Raw genomic sequence first — 22,902 nt, forward strand, 5'->3', positions numbered from 1 at the left:
GTGGATAGGTTTTCTTTTTCACCCTCATTCTCTCCTAGCGCGGTGGCTCTAGTTCTTCTTTTGCCACCGTTCTCATCTTTGGTTAGTCTAAACTACAGTTATAAAGCAATACGGTTTACTTAACGCTTTTGATGAATTTCATCTGACGATTTTTGGATTATAAAGAGGTGAAGTAGATATTAAGAATATTTTACCACAGAGAACACAGAGAACACAGAGAGGGGAGGGATAAAAGGTTTTTTTACGACATCCAAAACCCTCGCAATACTCTGCGCCCTCTGCGCCCTCTGCGCCCTCTGTGGTTCAAAACTCTTCTCTTGATGGAGTGGATTGTATTTCAATACGGTTTACTTAATGCTTTTGATGAATTTAATCTGACGATTTTCTGGCAATATAGCCATTTTGGGCAAGTCAGATTTTTCTTAAGTCAACTGTATTGTCTTATAAAGAGCGCGCTGAAGCGCAACTACTTACCTAGTCAGTAAGGTTGAATAGACTTGCTGCACAAACAACCTATTTTTTTTCTGCTTCTTTTTCTGAAGGTGAAGGAGCTAGCAGACCGGAGATGGCGCCGATCGCATTACTGCCAATCACAACAAAAAGCGGAGGGATTTCCTTGCCCATGACAGAGAGTGTCATGCCAAAAGTAAGTGAAATCATAATCGAGCCTGCTAAACTGCCAACAATTAGGCGGTAACAAAAGTTATCAGATTTATACATGATTAATTCAATTGCGAACGATAGTTGACTGCCAAAATTAATATTTATGTTGCAAAACAAATATAATTTGGCGATTTGATGCGATAAAGTTTAGATGCGCTGCTATCAATAGTCGAGTGTTCCCTCGCTCATCTGCCGTTGTCACAAACTTCTAGTATTGGTGCGGGAAATAAGCCCGCTGAATGCTCTATCAGTAATTGCCCAACAAGCTCCGCTGGCATTCAACCATCGCTGAAGTTAGCGGATATTTTCATTTTGGATAACGGCATAGTTTCAGGTAGTAAGTAACAATAACAGCCCCAACGTCATTTAATGTGAATTGCGTTTGTGCTTTGGATGGTTTTTTGATTTGACCTTGGTTGTTTGCGAGTTGCTAGACTTGCTATTCCCCAGTTGTAGCTGTGGGGAAAAGCGGTTTAACAGTCGCTTTTTCTAGTGACGCTTGTTTGAGGTAGCTTAGATGAGTGACACAAGAAAGGAAGTTGGCTAATATATTTTAATGGATGTAACAGATGGATGTTGAGAGTTGAGGGTTGAGGGTTGACTTAATTAGACATTCTATGAGGCCGCACTTAATTATGTAAAGTAGCAGGGAATAATTGTGTAGCGGAGATTTATATCATGAGGTACAATGCGTTAAATTGGGGAATTTGCGTATGTTTGACTCGGTGCTTTTTATTACATCACGCAGCCAGTATTGCTAATTTGCGCGGAATTCGCGATCGCCAATTAGCTGAAACTAATTACTAATTATGCTCAAATGCAACAATCTGCGGATTTGGGCTGGATCTCTGAGAAGTTAGACTATTTATTATGTTAGTGAAAATAATTAGTAGATCGATCGCAAAAATATCTGGTACTATGCCCCTCGGTTTAGCGTTGACATTGCCATTCGTCGTGCAAACTTTCGCCGTAGTCAGTATAGTTGGATATTTGTCGTTCAAAAATGGACAACAAGCAATTCAAAAACTTGCAGACAACTTGCAGGGCGAAATCAGTGGGCGCATTCAAGAACACCTCGCGCATTACTTAGAAAAACCTTATAATATTGTCCAACTCAACGCAGGTGCAGCTCAACTTGGGAAACTGAGACCTGAAGATTTTCTAGAAACTGAACGCTCCTTTTGGCAGCAGGTAAAAATATTTTCATCGGTGCGTCAAATCTATTTAGGGACGAAAGAAGGTCAGTTTATTGGAGTTAGTCGAGAGGAATCTGGTCAATTAGTTACCAGAATTACAGAAAACTTTCCCCGACGTTCTTTTTATGAGCTAGATGCTTTCGGCGATCGAACGAAGCTGTTGCGTTTTGAACCAACTTATGACTTGCGAACTCGCCCTTGGTACATTGGTGCAACCGCAGCCGAATCACCGATATGGACTGCGATTTATACATTTTTTCAAGGCGATTTGGGAATCACTGTGGCTCAGCCATTTTATGATAAGAAGGGCGACTTTCGTGGCATCATGGCAGTCGATATTCTTTTGGGTCAAATTAGCGATTTTCTTAGAAAAATCAAAATTAGTCGATCGGGTCAGGTATTTATTATGGAGCGATCGGGCGCAATAGTTGGCAGTTCGACGGAGGAAAAACCGTACATTACTGACGCCAGTGGCAAATTGCAACGCTTGCCAGCAATTGATAGCACAAATCCCTTAACTGCATCGGCAGCAAAACACATAATTAGTAGTTTCAACTTGAGCTTAGTTGAACCACCACAAAAGCTACAATTTAAACTTAACAATCAATCTAATTTTGTACATATTCTGTCCTATAAAGACCAGGTAGGACTGGATTGGTTGGTGGTGGTAGTAATTCCAGCAAACGATTTCATGGATGAAATCAATAGCAACACCCGCAGCACTATTTTACTTTGTATCGCTGCCCTATTTCTATCAATAATTATTGGAACTTTGACAGCGCGATCGCTCACAAAGCCAATTCTGCGATTAAACGCAGCAGCCAAAAACCTTGCGGGAGGAGAATGGGAGCACAAAGTTGAGCTGGATCTCGATCGCACCGACGAAGTAGGGCAGCTAGCCAAATCCTTTACCAGCATGGCATCTCAACTGCAAATATCCTTCAATACCCTAGAAACTCAGAATCAAGAATTGCAGCAACTCGACAAACTCAAAGACGAATTCTTAGCCAACACTTCCCACGAATTCCGAACTCCCCTTAACGGAATGATCGGCATTGCCGAATCAATGATTGACGGCGCCACCGGAACGTTATCAGAAATTCAACAACAAAACCTCTCAATGATTGCCAGCAGTGGCAGGCGACTCAACGAACTTGTTGACAACATTCTTGACTTTGCCCAACTCAAAAATCAGAAACTAGAATTGCAGCTTCAGAGTGTAGGATTGAGGTCAATTGTCGAAGTGATTCTCACCGTTTGTCAACATTTAACGGCTGGCAAAGATTTAGAATTAATTAATGCCATCGATTCAGATTTGCCATTAGTTTTAGCCGACGAAAACCGCCTGCAACAAATCTTCTACAATTTAATTGGAAATGCGATTAAATTTACGGAATCCGGCACGGTAAAAATATCAGCAGCAATTGTAGATACCGACGGCAAAACATCTCTGGGAGTGTCCCCGTCAAATCTCCCAGCATCAAACCCAGATTTTAAAATAGCTGTCACGGTTTCCGACACAGGAATCGGAATTTCTGTCGCGAATCTCGATCGCATTTTTGAACCATTTGAACAAGGCGACGGTTCCACAGTCAGGCAATACGGAGGCACAGGCTTAGGTTTGACACTCTCCAAACAATTTGTCGAACTCCACGGCGGCAAAATATACGCAGAATCCCAAATCGGCATCGGTTCGCGTTTCACATTTACCCTACCTCTTTCTCCCGAAACCATTCATCCTAGCGAAGCAGGAATAAATCGGCAGCTAGCATCGCCAATTCAGGATTCAGAATCAGAAAACAACAGAAATAAAACTTATCTATCCTCCAATTGGAATGTGCCTAAACCCGCTCCGAATCCAGTAAAGCAAGCCACTGCGCTATTAGAAGTCGAAAAATTTAAACTTTTGATAGTTGATGACGATCCGATTAACCTGCAAGTTTTAAACAATCACCTTTCTCTACAAAATTACAGTGTCATTCAGGCACTAAACGGCGAACAAGCCTTATCACTCTTGGAAAGCGGGGTGCATTTTGACTTAATCATTCTCGACATCATGATGCCCAGAATGTCTGGTTATGAAGTCTGCGCTAAACTCAGAGAGAAATACCCATCTCACGAGTTGCCCGTAGTGATGCTAACTGCCAAAAATCAAGTATCAGACTTAATAGCAGGATTTCAATTCGGAGCAAATGACTATCTAACTAAACCCTTCTCGAAAGACGAACTGTTAACCAGAATTAAGTCTCACATCAATTTATCGCAAACTAATAGCGCCTACGGGCGATTTTTCCCCGATGCTTTCTTAGACTTTTTGAAAAAAGAAAGCATTGTGGATATCCAATTAGGGAATCATGTCAGCAAACAAATGGCAGTCATGTTTAGCGATATTCGCTCGTTTACTGCCCTTTCCGAAACGATGACTCCGCAGCAAAACTTTGACTTTGTTAATGATTACCTGCGAGAAGTAAGTCCAAAAATTAGAGAACATCACGGCTTTATTGTCAAGTATTTAGGAGATGGGATGATGGCTGTTTTTCCCAACGGTGCTGACGATGCTGTCAAAGGTGGAATCGCTAAACTGCAACAAGTGTACGAATATAATGCCGATCGCATACACAGCGGATATCCACCGATTCAAGTCGGCGTAGGAGTGCATTTTGGTCACATGATGGTGGGTATAGTTGGGGAAGCGGAGAGAATGCAGGGAGATGCTTTTTCGGATAATGTCAATTTAGCCTCTCGTCTGGAAAGTCTCACTAAGTTATATGGAGTATCTTTGATAATTTCCGAGAAAGTTTTGGATAATTTGACGGATCGCGAACAGTATCAAATCCGTTTTTTAGATAGAGTAATTGTCAAGGGAAAACAGCAGCCAATTTCTATCTATGAAGTCCTCGATGGGGAAACAGAGTTGCTCAGGGAAATGAAGTTACAAACTCAGACTGATTTTGAACGGGGTTTAGAACATTATCGCTCTCACGAATTTAAGGCTGCTAAAATCTGTTTTTATCAAGTTTTAGCCGTTAATCCTGACGATAAAACGGCTGCACTGTATTTGGAGCGAGTCAATCATTTGATTGAGAGAGGCGTACCGGAAAATTGGTCTGGGGTTTGGACTTTAACTCAGAAGTGATATCGTAGTATCGGTAGATAGTAGATTTGCGGGTTTCAAACAACTTAAGAATTGAGTCAACGACAATTTCTGTAACGATGGGGTTAAAGTCGGTAATAAAGTCATCGGCTTCCAGATTGGCCCTAAAAAATTGCTTAGCCCGATCGCACTGATAGCGCATTTCGTCAAATCCCACAATTTTGACCATAAACGTTGCTAGGGGGGAGTTTTCCAAATCGGTATTAGAACTGCTTTTCGCCCGCCCATTTTCTAATAAATTGAATACTTCTGTTTCTAAAGGAGTTTGAGGTTGGTGAGGTTTCTCTATTTCAGGAAAAAAGCTTTCCAGACGGATGCCTTTATCGGCTCTATCTGGCAGTTCTCCCATCATCATGGCCAGAGAAACATCGAGTCCCAAACCTGAAGAAAAAGCTTCCAGCAGGGCGATAGCAGCCAGTTTGCACCCCAGATAAAGCTGGGCAATTTCGAGATTGTACCTAGCAGTAGTTTCCCAGCGTTGATATGTGCGATCGTCTGGGAATCCCTCAAACTGCCGAAAAATCACCTCGGGCTTGAGATAAGTCAGAAAACCCTCCATCTTCAGCAAAGCAACTCGGTAGTCGCGAACTGTATAAAAACCGTAGCTGGTGATATTGTGATTAGTTTCCGGTAATAAATTCCAGGTATTTGCCAAAAAATGGGCTGAACTTTCGTGAGCAAAACTAATTACATCCCGGTTGGCAATTCGCACAGCTTTTTTCACTGTTTCCCGTATTTGCTCATCAGTTAAACTGAGGTGAAACAGGCTAGTTATTGCTTGCAAGCGGTCATAAAGGCGCCGAGTTGCGGTGACTCCCCACTCGGCGGAGCGAAACGGAATTGTTTCTTCTATGCAGGCGACAATTTGAAGCAATTGCTCGGGCTTGAGAAATGGTTCGAGAGATTTTGCTGCAACTAAAGCGCTGAGAAATTCGTTTTGTCCGACGAAGGGATTGAGCACTTCTCCGGGTACAAAACCGAATATGAGCATTACCATTTCTAAGGTAGCATCAGCAGGGAGTTCAGATTGCTCCCGAATCCGTAGCTGTTTGTTAACCTCTTTGGTAACAGGAGTGATGTAGTAGCTGACGTTAAAGTTAATGCTGTGATCGACTTGTACGTAGACGATATCGTGAAATAAAGCTGCCAAAACCTCGATCGCATCTTGATTTCCCCCGACCTCAAAAATATGTTCGGGAGTATGGAAAAACCGCCAGGGCCCGGTCATCGGCTGAACTATAAGTTCGGCAATCCGAGCTAGTTCGGTTGGTTCGACTTCTGCGTTGAGGCGAGCGATCGCCCAAATCAGCTTTTCTAAGCATTGTAAGTATGCTTCTTTGCTATCAATCACAGTCTTTTCCACTAACATTACACCCACTTCTACCATCCTCTTATTGTTTTTATTTTTCCGTAAATTTGCCCCGTTTTTTATTTCTGAGTTTTTTTGAAGAGATTAACAGGAATTTAGGAAGCAAATACTTCCTTGAAATCAACTTAATTCCCTGTAGCAGATCTGCCTTGTTTTCCCAATCTAATTAGGACAAAGTATGATAAGTAAACCACATAAATTGCTAAACCTGTCAAACCCAAAAATCCCAAAAATTGAGGGCTTGCTTTAGCATGAAACATCTGTTTGTACAGCCAAGGCGGGTCAAACCAAACGCTGCAAAAAGGTTCGTCAATTACTTGTATTTGAGATTTAAAGGCACAGGTTAAGAAGGGAATTTGAGCTAGAGCGCCCAAACCGCTGTAAACAGTAATCGCCCACCGCCAAGCTGTAAAAGCCAGCTTTAAAGACGACTGCGGTCGATCGGCAATTTCGTCGTTTAAATCTTCCCAAAACCACAGACAAGCAGGAATCAATGCCCTCCCCATCACCGACGACACAAAGCTTACAGGCAGTGCAGCCATCATCAGGTAAAGTGTAATTGCCAACAAACTCGCCACCCGCCAATAAATCATCAACAAACGGGCGATCGCGTCAGATGAAGCAAAAACAGCCCAAATCAGCACTACCAGCGGGATCGAAATGGTTAATAACACCGACAACCGGTAATCCATCCACACAAGTGGTTGAAACCAAGGCCCGGTGGCTGCCAATAAAAGACTAAACATCTTTGGGAAAATATACTTACTTATTTCTGACAGATTTTACTACAAAAGCGCTCAAAAAGCAGGGATGAGATAAGACGGCGGTCTTTTTAGGTCTTCTTAGGATCGTGAATTAAATAATTTACACATATTTGTGGGATGGGCGTCCCGCCCGTCCAGAAAGGACGGGCGGGACGCCCATCCCACAAGAACAATAAAAAAAATTGTAAGTTATTTAATTCTCATTCCTTAGTTGCTTCATAAACCGATCAAAAAATCCCGCGCCAAAAGTTAATTTCGGCGCGGGATCGAAGGGAGAAAACTAAGTTGCTCGTTTATTCGTCGTAGATGCGGCACTCAGCAGCGTCAGGATTGTCATCGCAATACTTTTCAAAAGAATTCTTAGGTTTGACTTGCTTTTGGTGGGAAGCTTCAGCTTGCAGTTCTTCAACTGCGTCCCACGCTGCTGCACATTCCCCGGAAGTGGCGCCCTTCAAGTCACAGACGGTACGAGCGCTTTCTAGTTCTTCTTCAATTTTTTCTTCGATGTTGCCTGCGGGTGTTGTTGTCATAAACTTGTTGGTATGAAAGGTTTTCTTTTTGGATGTTAGCTTGTGTTTGACTTGCCGTTTCTGTCTGGCGATCTCAACTAATACTAGCTTGAGATGTGCTGCTGTGGCAGCCCAGATAGAAACCATCCCTAACTGCGATCGCGGCCGCCGTCTTTACTTCCTGCTTTGCCCAGATCCCGTCGGCGGGTTCTAGTCCACAGGCATGAATGCAGGTTGAGCTGACCTGACTTTTTATGAAAACATTACACGAAGTTGGTGTGTCAAACTGTATTGAGCTTTATCTTTTAAGATTTTGCTGAACACGGCTTTTAACACTAAACAGATTGAGTCGAGACTCATGTTAACTTATGTTAACACGATCGCGGACTGCGAGGGGAATCGATCGCCCCATAAAACCGTCCCGTCAGTGGCCTGTTCCGGTTAGCCTAAGTATTGTAAAACTTTATTAAAACTATAAGCAACAGTAAGCAATAGTAGTACCATATAGTCAGGAGGGCAAAATGAAACTACCCGATTACGCAAAAGCAATAGGCATCAGTTATACAACAGCTTGGCGGTGGTGGAAGACTGGCAAGCTACCACATCCGGCACGGCAAACAGAAAGCGGTTTAATTATAGTTGACTATTCGCCACAAAAACCACGTTCGGAGTTGAAACAAAATCGAGTTGCAATTTACAGCCGAGTCTCGTCTTCTGAAAACAAGGAAAATCTCAACCGCCAATCACTTCGATTAACCGAATATGCGATAGCCAACGGTTATCAAATCGTCAGAAATGTCAAAGAAATTGGCAGCGGATTAAATGACAACAGAAAACAACTAGAAGCTTTACTCCAACAAGATGACTACAATATTCTTTTAATTGAACATAAAGACCGTCTAGCTAGATTTGGCACACATTATCTAGACATACTTCTACTAAGATCAGGAGTTAAGCTAGAAATTGTCAATTTAGCCGACAATGGGCGAGATGAATTAATGCAAGACTTAGTGGCTGTTGTCACAAGTTTTGCTGCTCGACTTTACGGACAACGCCTGGGAGCACGAAAAACGGAGAGAATCATTGCCGAGTTAAAAAATGGAGAGTCTGAATCCAATTAGCAGAGAGACATATCATTAAATCCACAGAACATCGTTTCGCCACTATCGATCGGTTAGCCTTTAAATCAAAAAATCTCTACAATGCTGCCAACTACGTTATCCGCCAAAACTTTGTATACGGATGGGGGTATCTCAACTACAACAAAATGGCTCAGTTGATGAAATCTCATCCAGCATACAAAGCATTGCCAGCGAAAGTAAGCCAACAAATCTTGATGATATTGGACAAGAATTGGCAAGGTTTTTTTGCAACCGTTAAAGCTTATAAAATGCAGCCCACAAAATTCACGGGATGCCCAAAACTACCTAAGTATAAAGATAAAGTCAAAGGGCGAAACCTTGTTGTATACACAATTCAGGCGATTAGTAGTAAGCAATTACCGAAAGGAATTATCAAAATTTCAGGGACTGATATCTCAATTAAAACTCAGGTAAAACCAGAGAAAATATGTCAAGTTAGGTTAGTTTCCAAGTGTGATTCTTATGCGATTGAGGTAATTCACGATGAGCCGGAGTCCACCAGTGATGCAAATCAGAAAGAATCAGTAGCTAGTATAGATTTAGGATTGAATAATTTAGGAGCGCTAACTTCAAATCAGCCGGGGTTTGTCCCTTTACTGATTAACGGGCGACCACTGAAATCAATTAATCAATTCTACAACAAACGTAAGGCACATATACAGTCTCGATTGAAAGGTCTGCGCCAAACATCGCGTAGAATTCAGCGCTTGACTCGTTGTCGAAACCAGAAAATCGATAATTACTTGCACCATGCCAGTCGTGACATTATCAATCTTTTAAGAGAACTCAAGATTGGGACTCTGGTAATTGGCAAAAATGTACAATGGAAAAACGAGATAAATTTGGGGAAAAAAACTAATCAGAACTTCGTCACAATTCCTCATGATCGATTGATTGAGATGTTGGAATATAAGGCTGCATTAGTTGGGATAAGAGTGATGTTACAGGAAGAATCATATACTTCTGTCTCCAGTTTTATTTCTTTAGACCCGATTTCTGTTTACGGTCAGAATAGCGCCCAGGATGTCAAGTTTAGTGGCAAACGAATTAAGAGAGGATTGTACAAAACATCGAGCGGTCAATTAATTAATGCCGATGTTAATGGGTCTTACAATATCATGAGAAAAGCAATCCCAAATGCTTTTAGCAATGGGATAGGGATCTGCGTAGCTCAGCCGAGGCGGGTCAATCCGCTCGAAGTAAGAAAGAAGGGGGAGGGACTTCATGCCTCCTGTGTCATGTAATAAATGACTATACTTTTACAAGCTATAGAAATAGTTTTTATAGAGAAGTTTGCCTTATGTACGAAAACCAAATGCAATGGGTCAGTGCTTTATCAACCCGTCCGTCTTTAGAATCAGCCCTGAAAGAAGTTGTAGAACAAGCCGATCGCGAATTACAAGGCCCGGCAGATTTAGCCCTGATCTTTATCTCATCTGCCTTTGCTAGCGAGTATTCTCGGCTGATGCCTTTACTGCGAGAATTGCTGCCCGTGCCCGCGATTTTGGGCTGCGGCGGGGGAGGAGTCATCGGCACGAACCGGGGCGGGCTCACCGAAGAAGTAGAGGGTTCTCCCGCAGTCAGCCTGAGTTTAGCCCGCTTACCTGGAGTAAACGTCAGAACTTTTCACGTCGGTGCAGAAGAACTGCCGGACTTGGACAGCCCCCCGGATACTTGGGTGAATGTCTTGGGTGTGCCTGCCCAGGAAGAACCGCAGTTTATCATCTTGGCAGACCCATTTTCCTCACAAATTAACGATTTGCTCCAAGGACTCGATTATGCCTATCCGGGCGCGCCGAAGGTAGGAGGACTGGCCGGCGGGGACGGTGCGGGCAGAGGTGCGGCGCTGTTTTGCGACTATCAGTTGTACCGAGAAGGGACGGTGGGAGTGGCTTTGAGCGGGAATATAGTTCTGGAAACGATCGTCGCGCAAGGCTGTAGACCGATCGGGCATCCTTATCGGGTGACGGAAGGAGAGCGCAATATTTTGCTGAAACTCGAAGAACAAACCGACGATATGGGCAGCAGGGGCATCGAGCGATCGCCCTTAGACGCCCTGCGAGAGTTAGTTCAAACTTTGAGCGAAGCAGACAGAGAATTAGCGCAGCACTCGTTATTTGTCGGCTTAGTCAGCGATGAATTCAAGATGACATTAGAGCCTGGGGATTTTTTAATCCGCAATTTGTTGGGTGTAGATCCGAAAGTGGGGGCAATTGCGATCGGCGATCGAGTCCGTCCCGGACAGCGCATCCAATTTCACCTGCGGGACGCCCGCACCTCCGCAGAAGATCTAGAAATGCTGCTCGATCGGCATCAGCGATCGGCCGAGGACAGGGGTACATCCAGTGCCGGCGCCTTGATGTTCTCCTGTCTGGGGCGCGGGGAAGGGCTTTACGGTCAATCGAACTTTGACTCGCGACTGTTCGGCAGATACCTCAAAAACATCCCCTTGAGCGGCTTTTTCTGCAACGGCGAAATCGGCCCTGTCGGGGGCAGCACATTTCTGCACGGTTACACCTCGGTATTCGGGATTTGCCGCCAAAATTCCTAATTTTGTTGACTGTTGATGGTTGATATCATCTCAAATCCGGTGGCATCGGAATTATTAGCCAAAATTAGGAGACGGCAGTGCCGTTTCCCTACAATATTATTTTCGGTAGGGAAACGGCACTGCCGTCTCCTCGCTTGTCATTCCGATGGCATCGAAATTGATATCAAATCCGGTGGCATCGGAATTATTAGTAGCCAAAATTAGGAGACGGCAGTGCCGTTTCCCTACAATATTATTTTCGGTAGGGACACGGCACTGCCGTCTCCTCCGTTGCTTTTGACCAAAAAGAAAAAGCGGCAGTCGCCTGCCGCTTTTACTTGTAACTAGATATTAGGGAACCTTAGAAACTAAAGGTTGTCCGCAGGACTCCTACCCAGATATCATCATTCTGTTTGTTGTGTTCCGGATTCAGAATCACGTAAACGCCGGGTGTCACCGAAATAAAGTCATTAACTTGGAAGCGATAGAAACCCTCTAAGTGATAAGAGGTGTCGCGATCTCTTCTGACATCGCTCTCAGTAACTTTTGGCGGTACACCGGCAATAAAACCGAGGAGGTTTCCAGGCTTGCCAAAATCTGGCAGGGCCAAGAAAAGAGCACCATTCTGAATAGTAGCGTCTCGATCTGCGCCACGTTCTTGGTGAGCCTTGGTGTAACCGTACCAACCACCCAACTGGAAGCGCGGGCTGGGTTTGAGGTTAAGTTGTACCCCAAAGTTATCTGATGCAGTCGATATTTGACCGAAGGGACGGTTAGCCAAGGCACTGCCTGTGCCGCCCATGATCGCAACATCGCCACCCCGATTGTATTTCCGGTTGTAAGTTGCACCAATGTCAATAAATTTGCTTAGGGAGAAGTTGAGCTGACCCAAAGCGCTGAAAGAACCGTCGAAAACGCCCCGGCCATTAGCTGGGTTGGGAGCATCGCCGTCGGAGGCAAGATAGGCGACTGTGGCTCTCACGGCGCCAAAGTTGTATTTGATAGCAGCACCTGCTCCTTCGGGGCCGCGGAACACTGCTGGGTTGTAACGTCCAAACGCGGAGATAGCGCCGCTACTAGGACTTTCTAAGGGAGTAGTCAGTTCGGCAACGTCATCGAGCCTCAGTCCTTTCGGCCCGAACCAGACTGTAGCGTTGCCTGCTGGGAAGCGATACCACAATTGATCGAGGGAGAATTGGCTGCCGTCTTCGCCGGTGAGGGCGACGCGAGCCATGTTTGTACCAGTGGCAGTGGCTGCACCGTAGTTGGCGACGTTTCTAGCTTGCAAGCGGGTTCTGAGCAAGTCTTTGCCGGTGAAGCTGGTGTTGAAGTTCAACCGCACCCGGTAGCCGAGGGTGGTGGAAGTTTTGTCGTCGCGCAGGCCGATACCATCTCCGAAGCTGTCGCTGGCGAGAAAAATGGCTTCTCCTGCCAGTTTGGTTGTGGTGGAGAACTGGTTGGCTTCGAGTTCTGCGGTGCGAGCTTCCAGACCGTCTACTCGTCCGCGCAGGGTAGCGAGTTCGGCTGCAAATTCTTCTTGCAGGCGTTGCAGGATGGCTAAGTCGTCTTTGGTGACGAAGGTCGATGTTGCCGAGCTAATTTGCTTGGTTACTTGGTCTAAGCAAGCGTTGACGCCGGCTGCAAATTCGTAGCGAGTCAGGGCGCGGTTGCCGCGGTAGGTGCCGTCGGGATAGCCTACGATACAACCGTAGCGTTCGACTAGCGATTGCAGGGCTTGGAATGCCCAATCTGTCGGCCGCACGTCGGAGAGCTGAGAGACCGATGTCACTTGGGACATGGCTCCAGATGGTTCGGCGGGGAGGGCTTGGGGTGCTGCTGGGACGATCGGGCCGCCCATGCCTGCGGGTGCTGTCTGAGCAATTTCTACCTTGGCGGCTGGGGTGCTAGCAATTGCTGGCACTTCAGTTTTGGCGGTTGCTGTCGGGGTGCTTTCCACTGCCAAGTCTGAGGCTTGGGGCAATGGTTGGGCTGTGGTGACAGCAGGTAGGGGAGCGATCGCTGCCGCTGTGGTGGCGGGGGCGATGGGTGCTGCTGTATTGATGTCGATCGCTGCTGTTTGCAGTTCTGTGGCGCTGGTTTCTGGTGCGATTGCTGCCAGTTTTTCGGCGTCTGCGGAGTTGGCGATCGGGGTTTCTGCCGCCGGAGCGATGCTGTTTAAAGCCAGCTTTTCTGGGGCAGCAGGGGTTGCTGCAACTGGTTCTACAATTTTTGACTCAGATGGCTGTGCTGTTGCTACCTGGTTGGCTTCAGCGGTTGCGGTCGCTTCAGTAGCGATCGCAGCGGTACTGACGACTGATGATAGCCCCAGAATTGCCGGGGATACTAGAAGTAAATTCCAAAAAGTTCTGTTCATTTTCCTCACACCTTCACACTCTATTCAACTCGATCGGCAATTCCCAACTGATACTTTTTGTGGTTCCTTGCCTGTTGACAATAACTGCCAAAAAAATAGAACCTATCCATAACTGTTGATGCACAGTAGGCGTGTCTAGTTCCTGCTTGAACGTAGAAGGCTGGCCCTTTTTACAGCCCAGACCCCAATTTAGGTCAAGCCCACATTACACTACGCTTGATTATACCATCAGTTGCTAATTTCATCTGTCGATCGCCAGACTTGCTGGAGTTGCTTTCTCCGACAGGGCGATCGACAACCAGTGGTATGGGTTAGACCACAATCGCCTCAAACTGACAAATACTGATAGTCCTTGCTTATGTCTGAGTTAACACACACTTATAGGTAGGATTAGGGCTGCTTGTCGCATTCCTTATACAGCTTTCGATCCTATTATGTCAAGCTTTTTAACCTAACTTTAAACCTCGCGGCCCGGACGGGGTTATTTTTCCGCCAGCAGTGGGGAACGGAAGGTTAAACGCTGCTAGATGCACCCGTGGGGGCAAAATTCCAGTCTTGACCAATTTGGGTGTTCTGATGCGCCCACCAGTCGAGACTTGCCAGCGCGATCGGCATTTTTGAGATGCCCCGTTCGGCGACTTGAATTTGCCACTATTTTAACACAATTTTTTTGTAGTTTGACAGTGGCAGCAGACTGAATGTCTGTGACCTAAAATTAAAGTTTTGTTCCCTCGCTGCGAAGGAGTTTTACAGCCAGTTATTTTTTTGGCACAGCCGATGTCTTTCAAATCACCTTTTGTATGTGATTTATGCTACCGAACAAGGAGCTATTGAGCCTTCACCATTCCTGGACGGATCAACCCGGTCAAATGGACGAAAATACTTGCTTTGATGCGATCGCTCGCAGTTAAAAAAACGGTGTATGAGAGCAAGGAGTGCCTCCAGGACATTCCTCATTCGCTACTAACACAATAAATAAATGCCACAAATTATTAGAGGGCGATCGAAGAACCTGTAGATGTGGCAATGCACTTAACCTCGCTCTGGTATGTTACATTGAGGCGCAGCATCTATCTTTTTTGCCACCTTCCATCTATGACTTTGATTAAAAGCAAACTGGGCTTCTTAGTAGTTATCTTATTGATATTAGGATTGTTTTTTCGATTCACCAACATCGACACAAAGTTTTATTGGTATGATGAAGTATTTACTTCCCTGCGGATTTCGGGATACACGCAAACAGAAGTGCTGCATGAAATAAGCAGCGTTCAGTTAGTCGGCGCACAAGATTTGATGAAATATCAGCGCTCCAATCCCGCAAAAAATTTTGGCGATACAGTTAAAGGTATTGCCATTGAAGAACCTCAACTGCCGCCTCTATATTTTCTGGCAGTCAAGTATTGGGGAAAACTATTCGGTGATTCTCCTTTATCGACGAGAAGTTTCTCAGTTTGGGTGAGTTTGTTAGCATTTCCCGCTCTGTACTGGCTGTGCCGAGAATTGTTTCCAGCACCAGAAGTGGCGTGGATAGCCGTGGGATTGCTAGCAGTTTCTCCCTTGCACGTGCTTTACGCTCAAGAAGCTCGTCCCTACAGCTTGTGGCCGGTGCTGATTTTAGTTTCTTGTGCGTCTCTGCTGAGAGCAATGCGGCTTCAAACTAAGCTAAGTTGGAGTATTTATGCAGTAGCAACTATTCTGGGATTTTACACACACTTGTTTAGCCTGTTAGTCGCTTTGGGACACGGAATTTATGTATGGGGAATGCAAGGTTATAGGTTGAATCGCAAGGTAGTTAATTACGTGATGGCAATTGGCTTGTCTTTGGTAGCTTTTCTGCCTTGGATGGTGATTCTAGTAATAAACAAAAAGGCAGCAAAAGAGGCGACTCTTTGGGCGAATGGAGACAGTAATTTGCTATCTTTGATTAATAATTGGAGCGGGAATATCGGTCGTGTTTTTTGGGATTTTGGGCTAAATTCTCAGGCTACATCAATAAATTTGATTGGGTTGATGGCAGCGACTTTGATTTTATTGGCAATCGTAAGTTATGCGGTTTATTTTCTGTGTTGTGAGACAAAGAAACAGGTTTGGCTGTTTTTGCTGGTGTTGATGGCGGTGACAGCAGTGGCAGTGATGCTACCAGATGTTATATTGGGAGGAATCCGATCGACTAAACCTCGCTATCTATTTCCGACTTATTTGGCGATGCAAATATCTGTTGCTTACCTGTTAGCGACTAAAATTAGCGCGCTGGGCGTGCCAAGCTGGAAACGGCAGATGTGGAAAGTTCTGACAGTTGTACTGCTAACGGGCTCTGTGCTGTCGAATATTGTTAGTTCTCAAGCCGAGACTTGGTGGACTAAGGAATTGGGCCGGGAAAATCCCGTAATTGCTCGGAGGATCGATCGCGCTCCTAAGCCGCTGGTTGTCAGTGATATCTCGGAAGTCACTCTGGGAAATATACTGTCAATGAGTCATTTGTTAGAGCCGAAAGTGATGTGGCAATTGGTGTTGCTTGACCAGGAAGGGCGCCGTCAAGCTCAGTTGCTAGACCCACCCGCGATACCCAAAATTCCCAGCGGTTTTAGCGATGTTTTTGTTTACGGGCGAACGCAGAATTTTAGTGCTAAGCTGGCAAAAATGCACAACTCGAAAATAGATGTGCCGAAAAAACAAACAATCCAAATGTTGTGGGTTGGCAAGTTAGAAAAAGAGTGAGAGTTATGGAAGATTTTGGTATTATTATTGCCTGCTGCGACCAGGATTATCTGTTTGCTAAGGGTTGCTGTGCTAGCATTCGATATTTCCTGGGAGATGTACCGATTTGTTTGTTGATTGATGGTACGTTTTCTGTGAGTGCTTTGGAAAAGTCTTACGGGGTGCGAGTTATCGATCGCACAAACGTTTCCCAAGAGGTTCTCAGGAAAAGAAGTTTTGGGTGGGGTAAAACTAAAATGATTGCTTTCTGGGAAAGCCCTTGGTCGAATTTTATGGTTTTGGATGCCGATACGATCGTCTGGGGCGATGTTCTGAAATTGGCTAATTTTAAAGAATTTGATTTTACGATAGATAAGCCTTGTTACGATTACTCGGATGCAGATGTTTCGGAATTTTTCTTTGATATTCCGGGCGTTGAAAAGCATTTCCCGAAGTTTCGGTGGTCGGAATCGCGATCGAACTATTTCTGCACGGGTACTTTTTTTGCTAAACGCGGTATTTTTAGCTTGGAAGAATACATAGAAATTTTAGATTTTACGGAGGCTAATCCGGGGATATTTAAGTACGGAGAAATGGGGTTTTTGAACTTTATGATTTTCCGGGCGGCCGGGGAAAATCGACTGCGGGTGCAGAATGTGGATATGCAGTTGTTGGTGCCGGATTTTGACCAGGATTTGCTGAGAAAGCGGTTTCCGGTGGCAGAAAACGGGCCTGCGGGCGATCGCGAGTCGGCGACTGTGATTCACTGGTGCGGGCCGAAGCCGACTTTATCGACATCTAAGGTTTACTCGGAACCGATGAATTTTTGCCGCCGCAAGTGTCAGGAGGATGCTTGGAATCGCACGGGTTTGGCTGCGGAGATGTCGCTGCAAGTTGAGGATTTTCAGCGATCGATCTATGTGTATAAGAATAAGTTTAAGAAGAAGTTTCGGCAGTTAGTGCGATCGACTTGAAAAAATACCACAATTAAGTTTGTAGTAAGGACTTTAGTCCTTATATTATGTCCGGTAGATTAGACCTCTTGCATAAGTCTTCGATCGATCCTTCAACCGCAGATTTCAGACAGATAAACACAGATTAACGCAGATAATTTCAGGGTGTTTTCCGATTTTTGCAAGAGGTCTATTACCGATAATCTAATTAGTTTGTAGTGAGGACTTTAGTCCGAGGGAAAGAAGGACTAAAGTCCTCACTACGAACCAATTTGATTGTGGTTATTAAATGTGAATATTATTCATCGAGCGAGCGATCGACAATTTAACCTTCCAGAGGCAAAGTGGGCGCGGCTGGCGGTAAAACTTGGCGGTGAACGCTGACTTTGTGACTTTCCCGCTGAGTTTGCATTTCGACGGCGATCGCCTCAAATTCAATTTCCATGCAGCCGTAGGGAATCTCTAACTCGATACTAGCTCGCATATTTCCCAACCCGGTAGCTGTAAATTCGGTAATCCAGCGCGGCCCGTCGAGAATTAGGTAGGTTTGCCGATCGAATACCCAAACTTTTACATAAATCCGCGGCATTAATTCCGGTAGTTGCACTTTCACTATTACAGCCTGGCCTGCAAGGATTTGGGCGCGCGGCAATTCCAGGATGGGCATCGGTACTGACTCGTCTTCTGACAAAACGTAGGGAGTTGGTGGAGTTGCTTCTGCTTCTACTTTGGTGGTTTTTTGAGCAACTTGTTTCGGCTGCGGGGGCTCGTCAAACACCACAAATTCTCTCGCTTCCGGGCCAGTAGGTTGCGGTTGGGAAATGGTTTCCCTGATTGCTGGTTGCACTTTAGTTGGGCTGCTTTCTTCGACGACTGTTATGGCTTCGCTGGTATTGGGGGTGGCTTTTGGAGTTGGCGACAGGCTGGTTGCTTTCAGCCATTCGGGGGATTCGCCGGTGCTGGCTAGGGAACTCAGTCGCGACCAAAATCTATTTTGGACGTTTAAGGTTTGAAATGCCTTTTGTGAGGGGGGTGGCGTAGGTTCTGGGGCTGGTGTTTCTGGTTCGGGAGTGTTTTGGGGTTTTTGGTCGATCGCCCGAACTTCGGCCTTTTCTGGGGTAGTTGCGATGTCTGAGGGTTTGGTTGGTTGGTCGATCGCCCCGGCGGATGTTCTAGACGAATTGGTGATTTCTGAGAGCAATTGCGATCGGCTGCTGTCGGGCAGTTTGTTACCGAATGCCGGCAATTCTAGGCCGCCCGCACTTGGAGTCTGGCGGGAATTTAGTTGAGGGGGTAGGGATTCATTGCTTAAAGATTCATTGATAGCGACTTCTGCGGGAGATGGCAGATCTAAGCTTTTTTGTGCTACCCGGAGGAAGGATGGATGTACTTCTTTCCGAGGTGGTCTGACTGCTGTTGGAGAGGGTTCGGCTTGATGTTTTTCTTCGATGAAATCGTCTTTAATTGCTTCTAGCAGGTGTTCTAAACCGGCTGTAATTGTAAATAGTTTGGTGGCTAAAGTTACATCGCCGCTGCTAAGAATTGCTTCTCCTAAAATTAGGCGACTTTTGCAGTCGGGTGGGATGTAGGTAACGCAGGCAAAGATGCAGGGAGGAGCTTGTTCTGGCATCGGCTGCTCGATTTGGGCGAGTATTTGTGAGGTTTGGGGGTCTCGCAGGTAAATTTGCAGTTGTGCTGAACCGATGAGTTTTTGGAGTTCTTGAAGTTGCGATTCGGGGATGGGAGGTGGTGTTCTTCTGGTTTTTTGAGGTGGTTGGGGAATGTCGATTTTGCCGGAAATGATTAAGGGGCGGCCGAGTTGGGTGATGAAGGTTTCTCGATCGAGTACGAGTTCAAGTTCGAGTTTGACTGGGGGGTTCGGCGGCTGAGGCGTTTGGGGAAGGGGGAATTGGTAGATTTTGGTCGGCTGCGGTGGAGGTGGAGGTGGGGCTGGGATTTGGGTTGGTGTCCGATCGACTGCTGCTGCGTTTTGTGAAGCTGAGGGGAAAGCGGCGGCTTCGGAGGAGTCGATCGCGGGTAGGGGTTCGGAAGTTTCCGATTCTGCGGGCAATACTTCTAATTGCACGCCATACTGCCAAGATTTTGCTGGTTCTGATTTGGGATCTGGTAAGCAGGAGAGTTCCCACATTCCCGGTTTGAGACGAGTGTAGGGAATAATCACGACTAATCCTTCGGGGTTGGTGCGGGCCGATCTGCTTTGGACTTTCCGCTGGGGGGCCGTTTCGTCGAAGGATGTATGGATGATGCGAATTTCGATGTCGGTGTTGGGGTGCTGAATGCGCGCCACGACGCGATATTTGCCTTCTAGAATTTCCACGTCGGGGGTTTCTAGGGGCAACCAGGCGCGATCGCCCTCTTTCTGTAGTAAAAATTCTAATTTTTTCATTTTTGTTTCCCCTTGAAGGCTCCCGCTTGATTTGTCACAGGTTGGTGGTGGTTGGTTGAGCGACAGCTACAGATATTGAATTACTTTATGTTTTATAGCCTATCATCTGTTTCGGTCAAGAGGCTCGATGGACAGTTGACAGTTGACAGTTGACAGTTGACAGTTGACCGCTGACAGTTGACCGCTGACAGTTACATAGTACGAGCATCAAACTGTTTATGCTAAAGAGTCCTAGCATATATCGATTCTATTCTATATATTTATCTCAATATCGGTAGTGGCGGTTGCTATATCGTTCCGTACAATTATCGCCATCCAAGAGCGATCGACTTACCAAACAGAGCCATTCTTCAATCTAAAATCTAAAATCTAAAATCTAAAATCTAAAATTCATTGACGGCGGCCCCACAAGCCGCTACGCTGTGAAATTAAGGTTGCTTTGCTCGAAGAGGAAGCAGCCAGCGTCGCCCGAAAATCTAGTTGCACTGTCCAAAGCTGCTGTAACAGCTAAGGACAGCTAACCGCCAAACTGGGATGAGCAGTATGGAGGCTGATCGAGGATAACATTCTCTGTCGCCGCCCTGCCTTTTGTTAGTATGCGGGGCGGCTGGGTTTTTGGGTTTTCCTCACCAGAAAAACCAAAAACTAGGAGACCATATTATGTCACAGGAATTTTTGCCTGACGATAACTCGTCCGTTAGCGAAGCCCTCGAAGAGGATCGTCCAAATGACGACTTTGAATCGGAACAGGAAGTCTTGCAGATAACCGTTTTCGGTTCCCACAAAGCCGTTTTAGAAACCATCCACACGTTGTACCGGCTGGGATTTGCAGCCGTCGGCGATTGGAGTCCTCCGCAGCGAGGGCCAAAACCAGGACAAGTGATTAGTGTACTGATTAAGCGATCGGGCAAAGTCTAGAAATTGGGCGGGCTTCATCTTTTTGTGCGGGCTAGAAGCCCACCCCACAATATTTTAAATAAACCCAATTGTGAAACAGGCATCTTGCCTGTTTATCCCCCAATTGTGGCACAGGCATCTTGCCTGTTTATCCCTCAATTGCGGCCCAAAAGATTTAACTTTTTGTGCGGGCTAGAAGCCCACCCCACAATATTTTAAATAAACCCAATTGTGTAACAGACATCTTGCCTGTTTCTCCCTCAATTGTGGAACAGGCATCTTGCCTGTTTCTTCCCAATAGTGGAACAGGCATCTTGCCTGTTTCTCCCCACAATTACGCAATGACTATCTTAAGTAAACCGTATTGATTTATAGCCTTTCTCAAAAAGATGAGGTATGACTGACAGCTTACATAACCCTTCAACTAAGAGGGTTCAAGCCCAACAACGTACCTCATATGAGAGCTAGATCCGCTATAACTGTTTCTCCCCCATAGTGGAACAGGCATCTTACCTGTTTCTCCCCGACAATTACCAAGGACTGCCGATCGTACTAAAAGCGGCCCAATAATAAGGATGCGATAAATTTTTGCTGTCAAGTTTGGGGATAGACGGCGGCAACGGAGTTTCCCCCCTAGAACTTCGCAGTTGCCCATTTTCTATGGTGACTTTACCTTTAATCGCAGCAATTTGTGCTTGCCTGAGAGCTTCAGCTTTAATGATTGGAGGATCTTGAGGTTTGCTGATTTTTAACTGCTGGTAAAACTCTGTCATCAGCGCCAGAGTCCCCGCATCTGACACATACCACAAACTGGCGAGGGCAGATTTTGCTCCCGATTGCAACGCTAAGCCGCCAAATCCGAGTTCTGCTTCTTTGTCTCCCGAGGCAGTTCTACAGGCGCTCAATACTAACAGTTCCAGTGGCGGATTGTTCCATTTCAAATCTCTCATTTGAGATAATCTGAGTTGGTTATCCCAAAATTGAATGTAGGAGTTATCTGGGCTTCCGGGGCGGAATTCCGCGTGAGTCGCCAGGTGGATGATGCCGTATCTTTGTTGCAGTCGCTGCGATTGCAAGTTAACGATGGTAAAATCTTCGTTGATAAAGGATTGACCTGGCCACTGTCGGGCGATCGCACTTAATTCTAACGGAACAGCCGGTAGCGGTTGTTTGTTCGCGGTTTCTGAGAAATTTTCTGCTCCCATTGCTAGGACGTGGGAGTTTCTGATATCGGCGTAATTGATGTCTATCAGCTTGAATGCCGGAATCCGCGACATACTGTATTTTTCGATCAAAAATTGCTTTCCGTCGTGCATTGCTGCTAGGGGTACCGTTCGCAAACCTTCGCCGACGCAGAACAGCAAGGTGTCAATTTTTGCTATTTTCAAGTCTGCTTCTAGCGGTGCAATTATCCATTGATAAAGTTGTTGAGCTGATTCTAGATAGCTGGTAGTATTAATTTGTGCTACTTTGGTGATTTCGCTGGTAAATGCTTGGACGACTGGCACCAGTTTGTCTTTTTGGGCTGAGGGGACGCTGCGGTTAATTGGCGGGCGATCGGGCAATATTAAGATTAGTTCTAGTTGGTCTGTGCGCGGGATGGCGTAAATTAAAGCTGGTTTTTTCTTAGTTTGAACTGCTAGGCGGGAAAGAGTTTTTGATATTGATTGGGCGGTTTTTTCGCGGGCGGCAAAGTCTTGTTCAAAGTATGTTTGATAGTCTTCTTCCCAGTCTTTTTCGATTCTGGTGACGGCTTCGGTGAGGTTTCCGCGATCGAGAACTTGTCTCATTTCTTGCCCGTTAAGTCCGCCTGGTTCTGGCTTTTGGGCAATGGTAGCGAGGTTCGCGGTGCTCCAGCAGAAAAGTATGGCTGTCAAACAGTAAAAAATAGCTCTTTTGATTTTTTTCTGAGTTGCGTGTTTTTGACGGTGCTGCTGGGATTGGTAGTGCATGGTTTTGGGGCGGTTAGACCATTTTCGATTTGCGATTAAAGAATTGGGAATGATGGTTAAAATCGAATTTTTTGAAACAATAATAACGGCTTATTTGACTGCTGCACCACTCTGGATCGTAAAAACCGTTGGTTCGGAGTGCGATCGTCCTGCTCGGTTGCCGATCGCGCTTCCTGTAAATAATTAACTCTGCTGGCGATCGCGATTATAGCATTCCACACAAACCCCAAACATTTGCGATCGGGTGAACAGCCCGCACCGCCTGATTCCTGGCGCACCAACGACCGCCCCTGGG

18 protein-coding genes are annotated in these 22,902 nt (G+C 45.7%); 9 read left to right on the forward strand and 9 right to left on the reverse strand.

Going from position 1 to position 22,902, the window contains the following annotated elements:
• Positions 1 to 513 precede the first annotated feature (513 nt).
• Positions 514 to 720 carry a hypothetical protein gene (locus JGK14_RS01370; RefSeq protein WP_293151338.1) on the reverse strand — a complete coding sequence of 69 codons (207 nt, stop codon included), beginning with the start codon at positions 718 to 720 and terminating at the stop codon, positions 514 to 516.
• Positions 721 to 1,341: 621 nt separating this feature from the next.
• Between JGK14_RS01370 and JGK14_RS01375 the strand changes: the two genes are divergently transcribed.
• Both JGK14_RS01375 and JGK14_RS01380 read left to right on the forward strand, forming a co-directional pair.
• The gene (locus tag JGK14_RS01375) at positions 1,342 to 1,470 is read left to right on the forward strand and encodes a hypothetical protein (RefSeq protein ID WP_293183017.1); all 129 of its coding nucleotides are present in this window, start codon (positions 1,342 to 1,344) and stop codon (positions 1,468 to 1,470) included.
• A 63-nt stretch (positions 1,471 to 1,533) separates the two neighbouring features.
• Positions 1,534 to 4,995, forward strand: coding sequence for a response regulator (locus tag JGK14_RS01380; RefSeq protein WP_325314690.1), 3,462 nt, complete (start codon positions 1,534 to 1,536; stop codon positions 4,993 to 4,995).
• Here JGK14_RS01380 and JGK14_RS01385 read toward each other — a convergent pair.
• The 3 genes from JGK14_RS01385 to JGK14_RS01395 form a co-directional block, all read right to left on the reverse strand.
• Positions 4,928 to 6,382: a hypothetical protein gene (locus JGK14_RS01385; protein WP_325314706.1), complete on the reverse strand. Its 1,455-nt coding sequence runs from the start codon at positions 6,380 to 6,382 to the stop codon at positions 4,928 to 4,930. The genes JGK14_RS01380 and JGK14_RS01385 overlap by 68 nt on opposite strands.
• A 125-nt stretch (positions 6,383 to 6,507) precedes the next feature.
• The gene (locus JGK14_RS01390) at positions 6,508 to 7,128 is read right to left on the reverse strand and encodes a DUF3177 family protein (RefSeq protein WP_293183011.1); all 621 of its coding nucleotides are present in this window, start codon (positions 7,126 to 7,128) and stop codon (positions 6,508 to 6,510) included.
• Positions 7,129 to 7,439: 311 nt separating this feature from the next.
• The gene (locus JGK14_RS01395; protein WP_293151347.1) at positions 7,440 to 7,676 is read right to left on the reverse strand and encodes a Calvin cycle protein CP12; all 237 of its coding nucleotides are present in this window, start codon (positions 7,674 to 7,676) and stop codon (positions 7,440 to 7,442) included.
• Positions 7,677 to 8,176: 500 nt separating this feature from the next.
• On the opposite strand from JGK14_RS01395, the gene JGK14_RS01400 reads away from it, so the two are divergent.
• The 4 genes from JGK14_RS01400 to JGK14_RS01415 all read left to right on the forward strand — a co-directional run bounded on the left by JGK14_RS01400 (position 8,177) and on the right by JGK14_RS01415 (position 11,552).
• The gene (locus tag JGK14_RS01400) at positions 8,177 to 8,776 is read left to right on the forward strand and encodes an IS607 family transposase (protein ID WP_325314691.1); all 600 of its coding nucleotides are present in this window, start codon (positions 8,177 to 8,179) and stop codon (positions 8,774 to 8,776) included.
• The gene (locus tag JGK14_RS01405; protein ID WP_293183007.1) at positions 8,767 to 10,041 is read left to right on the forward strand and encodes an RNA-guided endonuclease InsQ/TnpB family protein; all 1,275 of its coding nucleotides are present in this window, start codon (positions 8,767 to 8,769) and stop codon (positions 10,039 to 10,041) included. The genes JGK14_RS01400 and JGK14_RS01405 overlap by 10 nt, the downstream gene beginning before the upstream one ends.
• 71 nt (positions 10,042 to 10,112) lie before the next feature.
• Positions 10,113 to 11,348, forward strand: coding sequence for an FIST signal transduction protein (locus JGK14_RS01410; protein WP_442921415.1), 1,236 nt, complete (start codon positions 10,113 to 10,115; stop codon positions 11,346 to 11,348).
• 15 nt (positions 11,349 to 11,363) lie between these two features.
• Positions 11,364 to 11,552: a hypothetical protein gene (locus JGK14_RS01415; protein ID WP_293190611.1), complete on the forward strand. Its 189-nt coding sequence runs from the start codon at positions 11,364 to 11,366 to the stop codon at positions 11,550 to 11,552.
• Between the two features lie 136 nt (positions 11,553 to 11,688).
• Here JGK14_RS01415 and JGK14_RS01420 read toward each other — a convergent pair whose 3' ends face one another.
• A complete protein-coding gene (locus JGK14_RS01420) occupies positions 11,689 to 13,701 on the reverse strand; it encodes an iron uptake porin (protein WP_293312280.1) in 2,013 nt (670 codons plus the stop codon).
• Positions 13,702 to 14,224: 523 nt separating this feature from the next.
• A complete protein-coding gene (locus JGK14_RS01425) occupies positions 14,225 to 14,353 on the reverse strand; it encodes a hypothetical protein (RefSeq protein ID WP_293203401.1) in 129 nt (42 codons plus the stop codon).
• A gap of 443 nt (positions 14,354 to 14,796) precedes the next feature.
• On the opposite strand from JGK14_RS01425, the gene JGK14_RS01430 reads away from it, so the two are divergent.
• Together JGK14_RS01430 and JGK14_RS01435 are read left to right on the forward strand one after the other, a co-directional pair.
• Entirely contained in the window at positions 14,797 to 16,419 is a 1,623-nt protein-coding gene (locus JGK14_RS01430) for a glycosyltransferase family 39 protein (protein WP_293185814.1), read from the forward strand.
• 5 nt (positions 16,420 to 16,424) lie between these two features.
• On the forward strand, positions 16,425 to 17,372 hold the full coding sequence (locus JGK14_RS01435; RefSeq protein WP_293185812.1) for a hypothetical protein: 948 nt from the start codon (positions 16,425 to 16,427) through the stop codon (positions 17,370 to 17,372).
• 304 nt (positions 17,373 to 17,676) lie between these two features.
• On the opposite strand, the gene JGK14_RS01440 is transcribed toward JGK14_RS01435, so the two are convergent.
• Complete coding sequence (locus JGK14_RS01440; protein WP_325314692.1) at positions 17,677 to 19,758, reverse strand: hypothetical protein; 2,082 nt, start codon at positions 19,756 to 19,758, stop codon at positions 17,677 to 17,679.
• A 660-nt stretch (positions 19,759 to 20,418) separates the two neighbouring features.
• On the opposite strand from JGK14_RS01440, the gene JGK14_RS01445 reads away from it, so the two are divergent.
• A complete protein-coding gene (locus JGK14_RS01445) occupies positions 20,419 to 20,676 on the forward strand; it encodes a hypothetical protein (RefSeq protein ID WP_293324594.1) in 258 nt (85 codons plus the stop codon).
• A gap of 509 nt (positions 20,677 to 21,185) precedes the next feature.
• On the opposite strand, the gene JGK14_RS01450 is transcribed toward JGK14_RS01445, so the two are convergent.
• A complete protein-coding gene (locus JGK14_RS01450; protein WP_325314693.1) occupies positions 21,186 to 22,607 on the reverse strand; it encodes a CHAT domain-containing protein in 1,422 nt (473 codons plus the stop codon).
• 56 nt (positions 22,608 to 22,663) lie between these two features.
• The gene (locus JGK14_RS01455) at positions 22,664 to 22,885 is read right to left on the reverse strand and encodes a hypothetical protein (protein WP_325314694.1); all 222 of its coding nucleotides are present in this window, start codon (positions 22,883 to 22,885) and stop codon (positions 22,664 to 22,666) included.
• Between the last annotated feature and the right edge of the window lie 17 nt (positions 22,886 to 22,902).

The organism is Microcoleus sp. PH2017_28_MFU_U_A, assembly GCF_020738035.1.
Classification (GTDB): Bacteria; Cyanobacteriota; Cyanobacteriia; order Cyanobacteriales; family Microcoleaceae; genus Microcoleus.

Bases quoted from the DNA above. Each gene is read 5' to 3' on its own strand.
- JGK14_RS01430 (WP_293185814.1), top strand. From the start codon at position 14,797: ATGACTTTGATTAAAAGCAAACTGGGCTTCTTAGTAGTTATCTTATTG.
- JGK14_RS01400 (WP_325314691.1), top strand. From the start codon at position 8,177: ATGAAACTACCCGATTACGCAAAAGCAATAGGCATCAGTTATACAACA.
- JGK14_RS01420 (WP_293312280.1), bottom strand. From the start codon at position 13,701: ATGAACAGAACTTTTTGGAATTTACTTCTAGTATCCCCGGCAATTCTG.
- JGK14_RS01385 (WP_325314706.1), bottom strand. From the start codon at position 6,382: ATGTTAGTGGAAAAGACTGTGATTGATAGCAAAGAAGCATACTTACAA.
- JGK14_RS01450 (WP_325314693.1), bottom strand. From the start codon at position 22,607: ATGCACTACCAATCCCAGCAGCACCGTCAAAAACACGCAACTCAGAAA.
- JGK14_RS01380 (WP_325314690.1), top strand. From the start codon at position 1,534: ATGTTAGTGAAAATAATTAGTAGATCGATCGCAAAAATATCTGGTACT.
- JGK14_RS01440 (WP_325314692.1), bottom strand. From the start codon at position 19,758: ATGAAAAAATTAGAATTTTTACTACAGAAAGAGGGCGATCGCGCCTGG.
- JGK14_RS01445 (WP_293324594.1), top strand. From the start codon at position 20,419: ATGTCACAGGAATTTTTGCCTGACGATAACTCGTCCGTTAGCGAAGCC.
- JGK14_RS01415 (WP_293190611.1), top strand. From the start codon at position 11,364: ATGGTTGATATCATCTCAAATCCGGTGGCATCGGAATTATTAGCCAAA.
- JGK14_RS01410 (WP_442921415.1), top strand. From the start codon at position 10,113: ATGCAATGGGTCAGTGCTTTATCAACCCGTCCGTCTTTAGAATCAGCC.
- JGK14_RS01370 (WP_293151338.1), bottom strand. From the start codon at position 720: ATGTATAAATCTGATAACTTTTGTTACCGCCTAATTGTTGGCAGTTTA.
- JGK14_RS01435 (WP_293185812.1), top strand. From the start codon at position 16,425: ATGGAAGATTTTGGTATTATTATTGCCTGCTGCGACCAGGATTATCTG.
- JGK14_RS01390 (WP_293183011.1), bottom strand. From the start codon at position 7,128: ATGTTTAGTCTTTTATTGGCAGCCACCGGGCCTTGGTTTCAACCACTT.
- JGK14_RS01395 (WP_293151347.1), bottom strand. From the start codon at position 7,676: ATGACAACAACACCCGCAGGCAACATCGAAGAAAAAATTGAAGAAGAA.
- JGK14_RS01375 (WP_293183017.1), top strand. From the start codon at position 1,342: ATGAGGTACAATGCGTTAAATTGGGGAATTTGCGTATGTTTGACTCGG.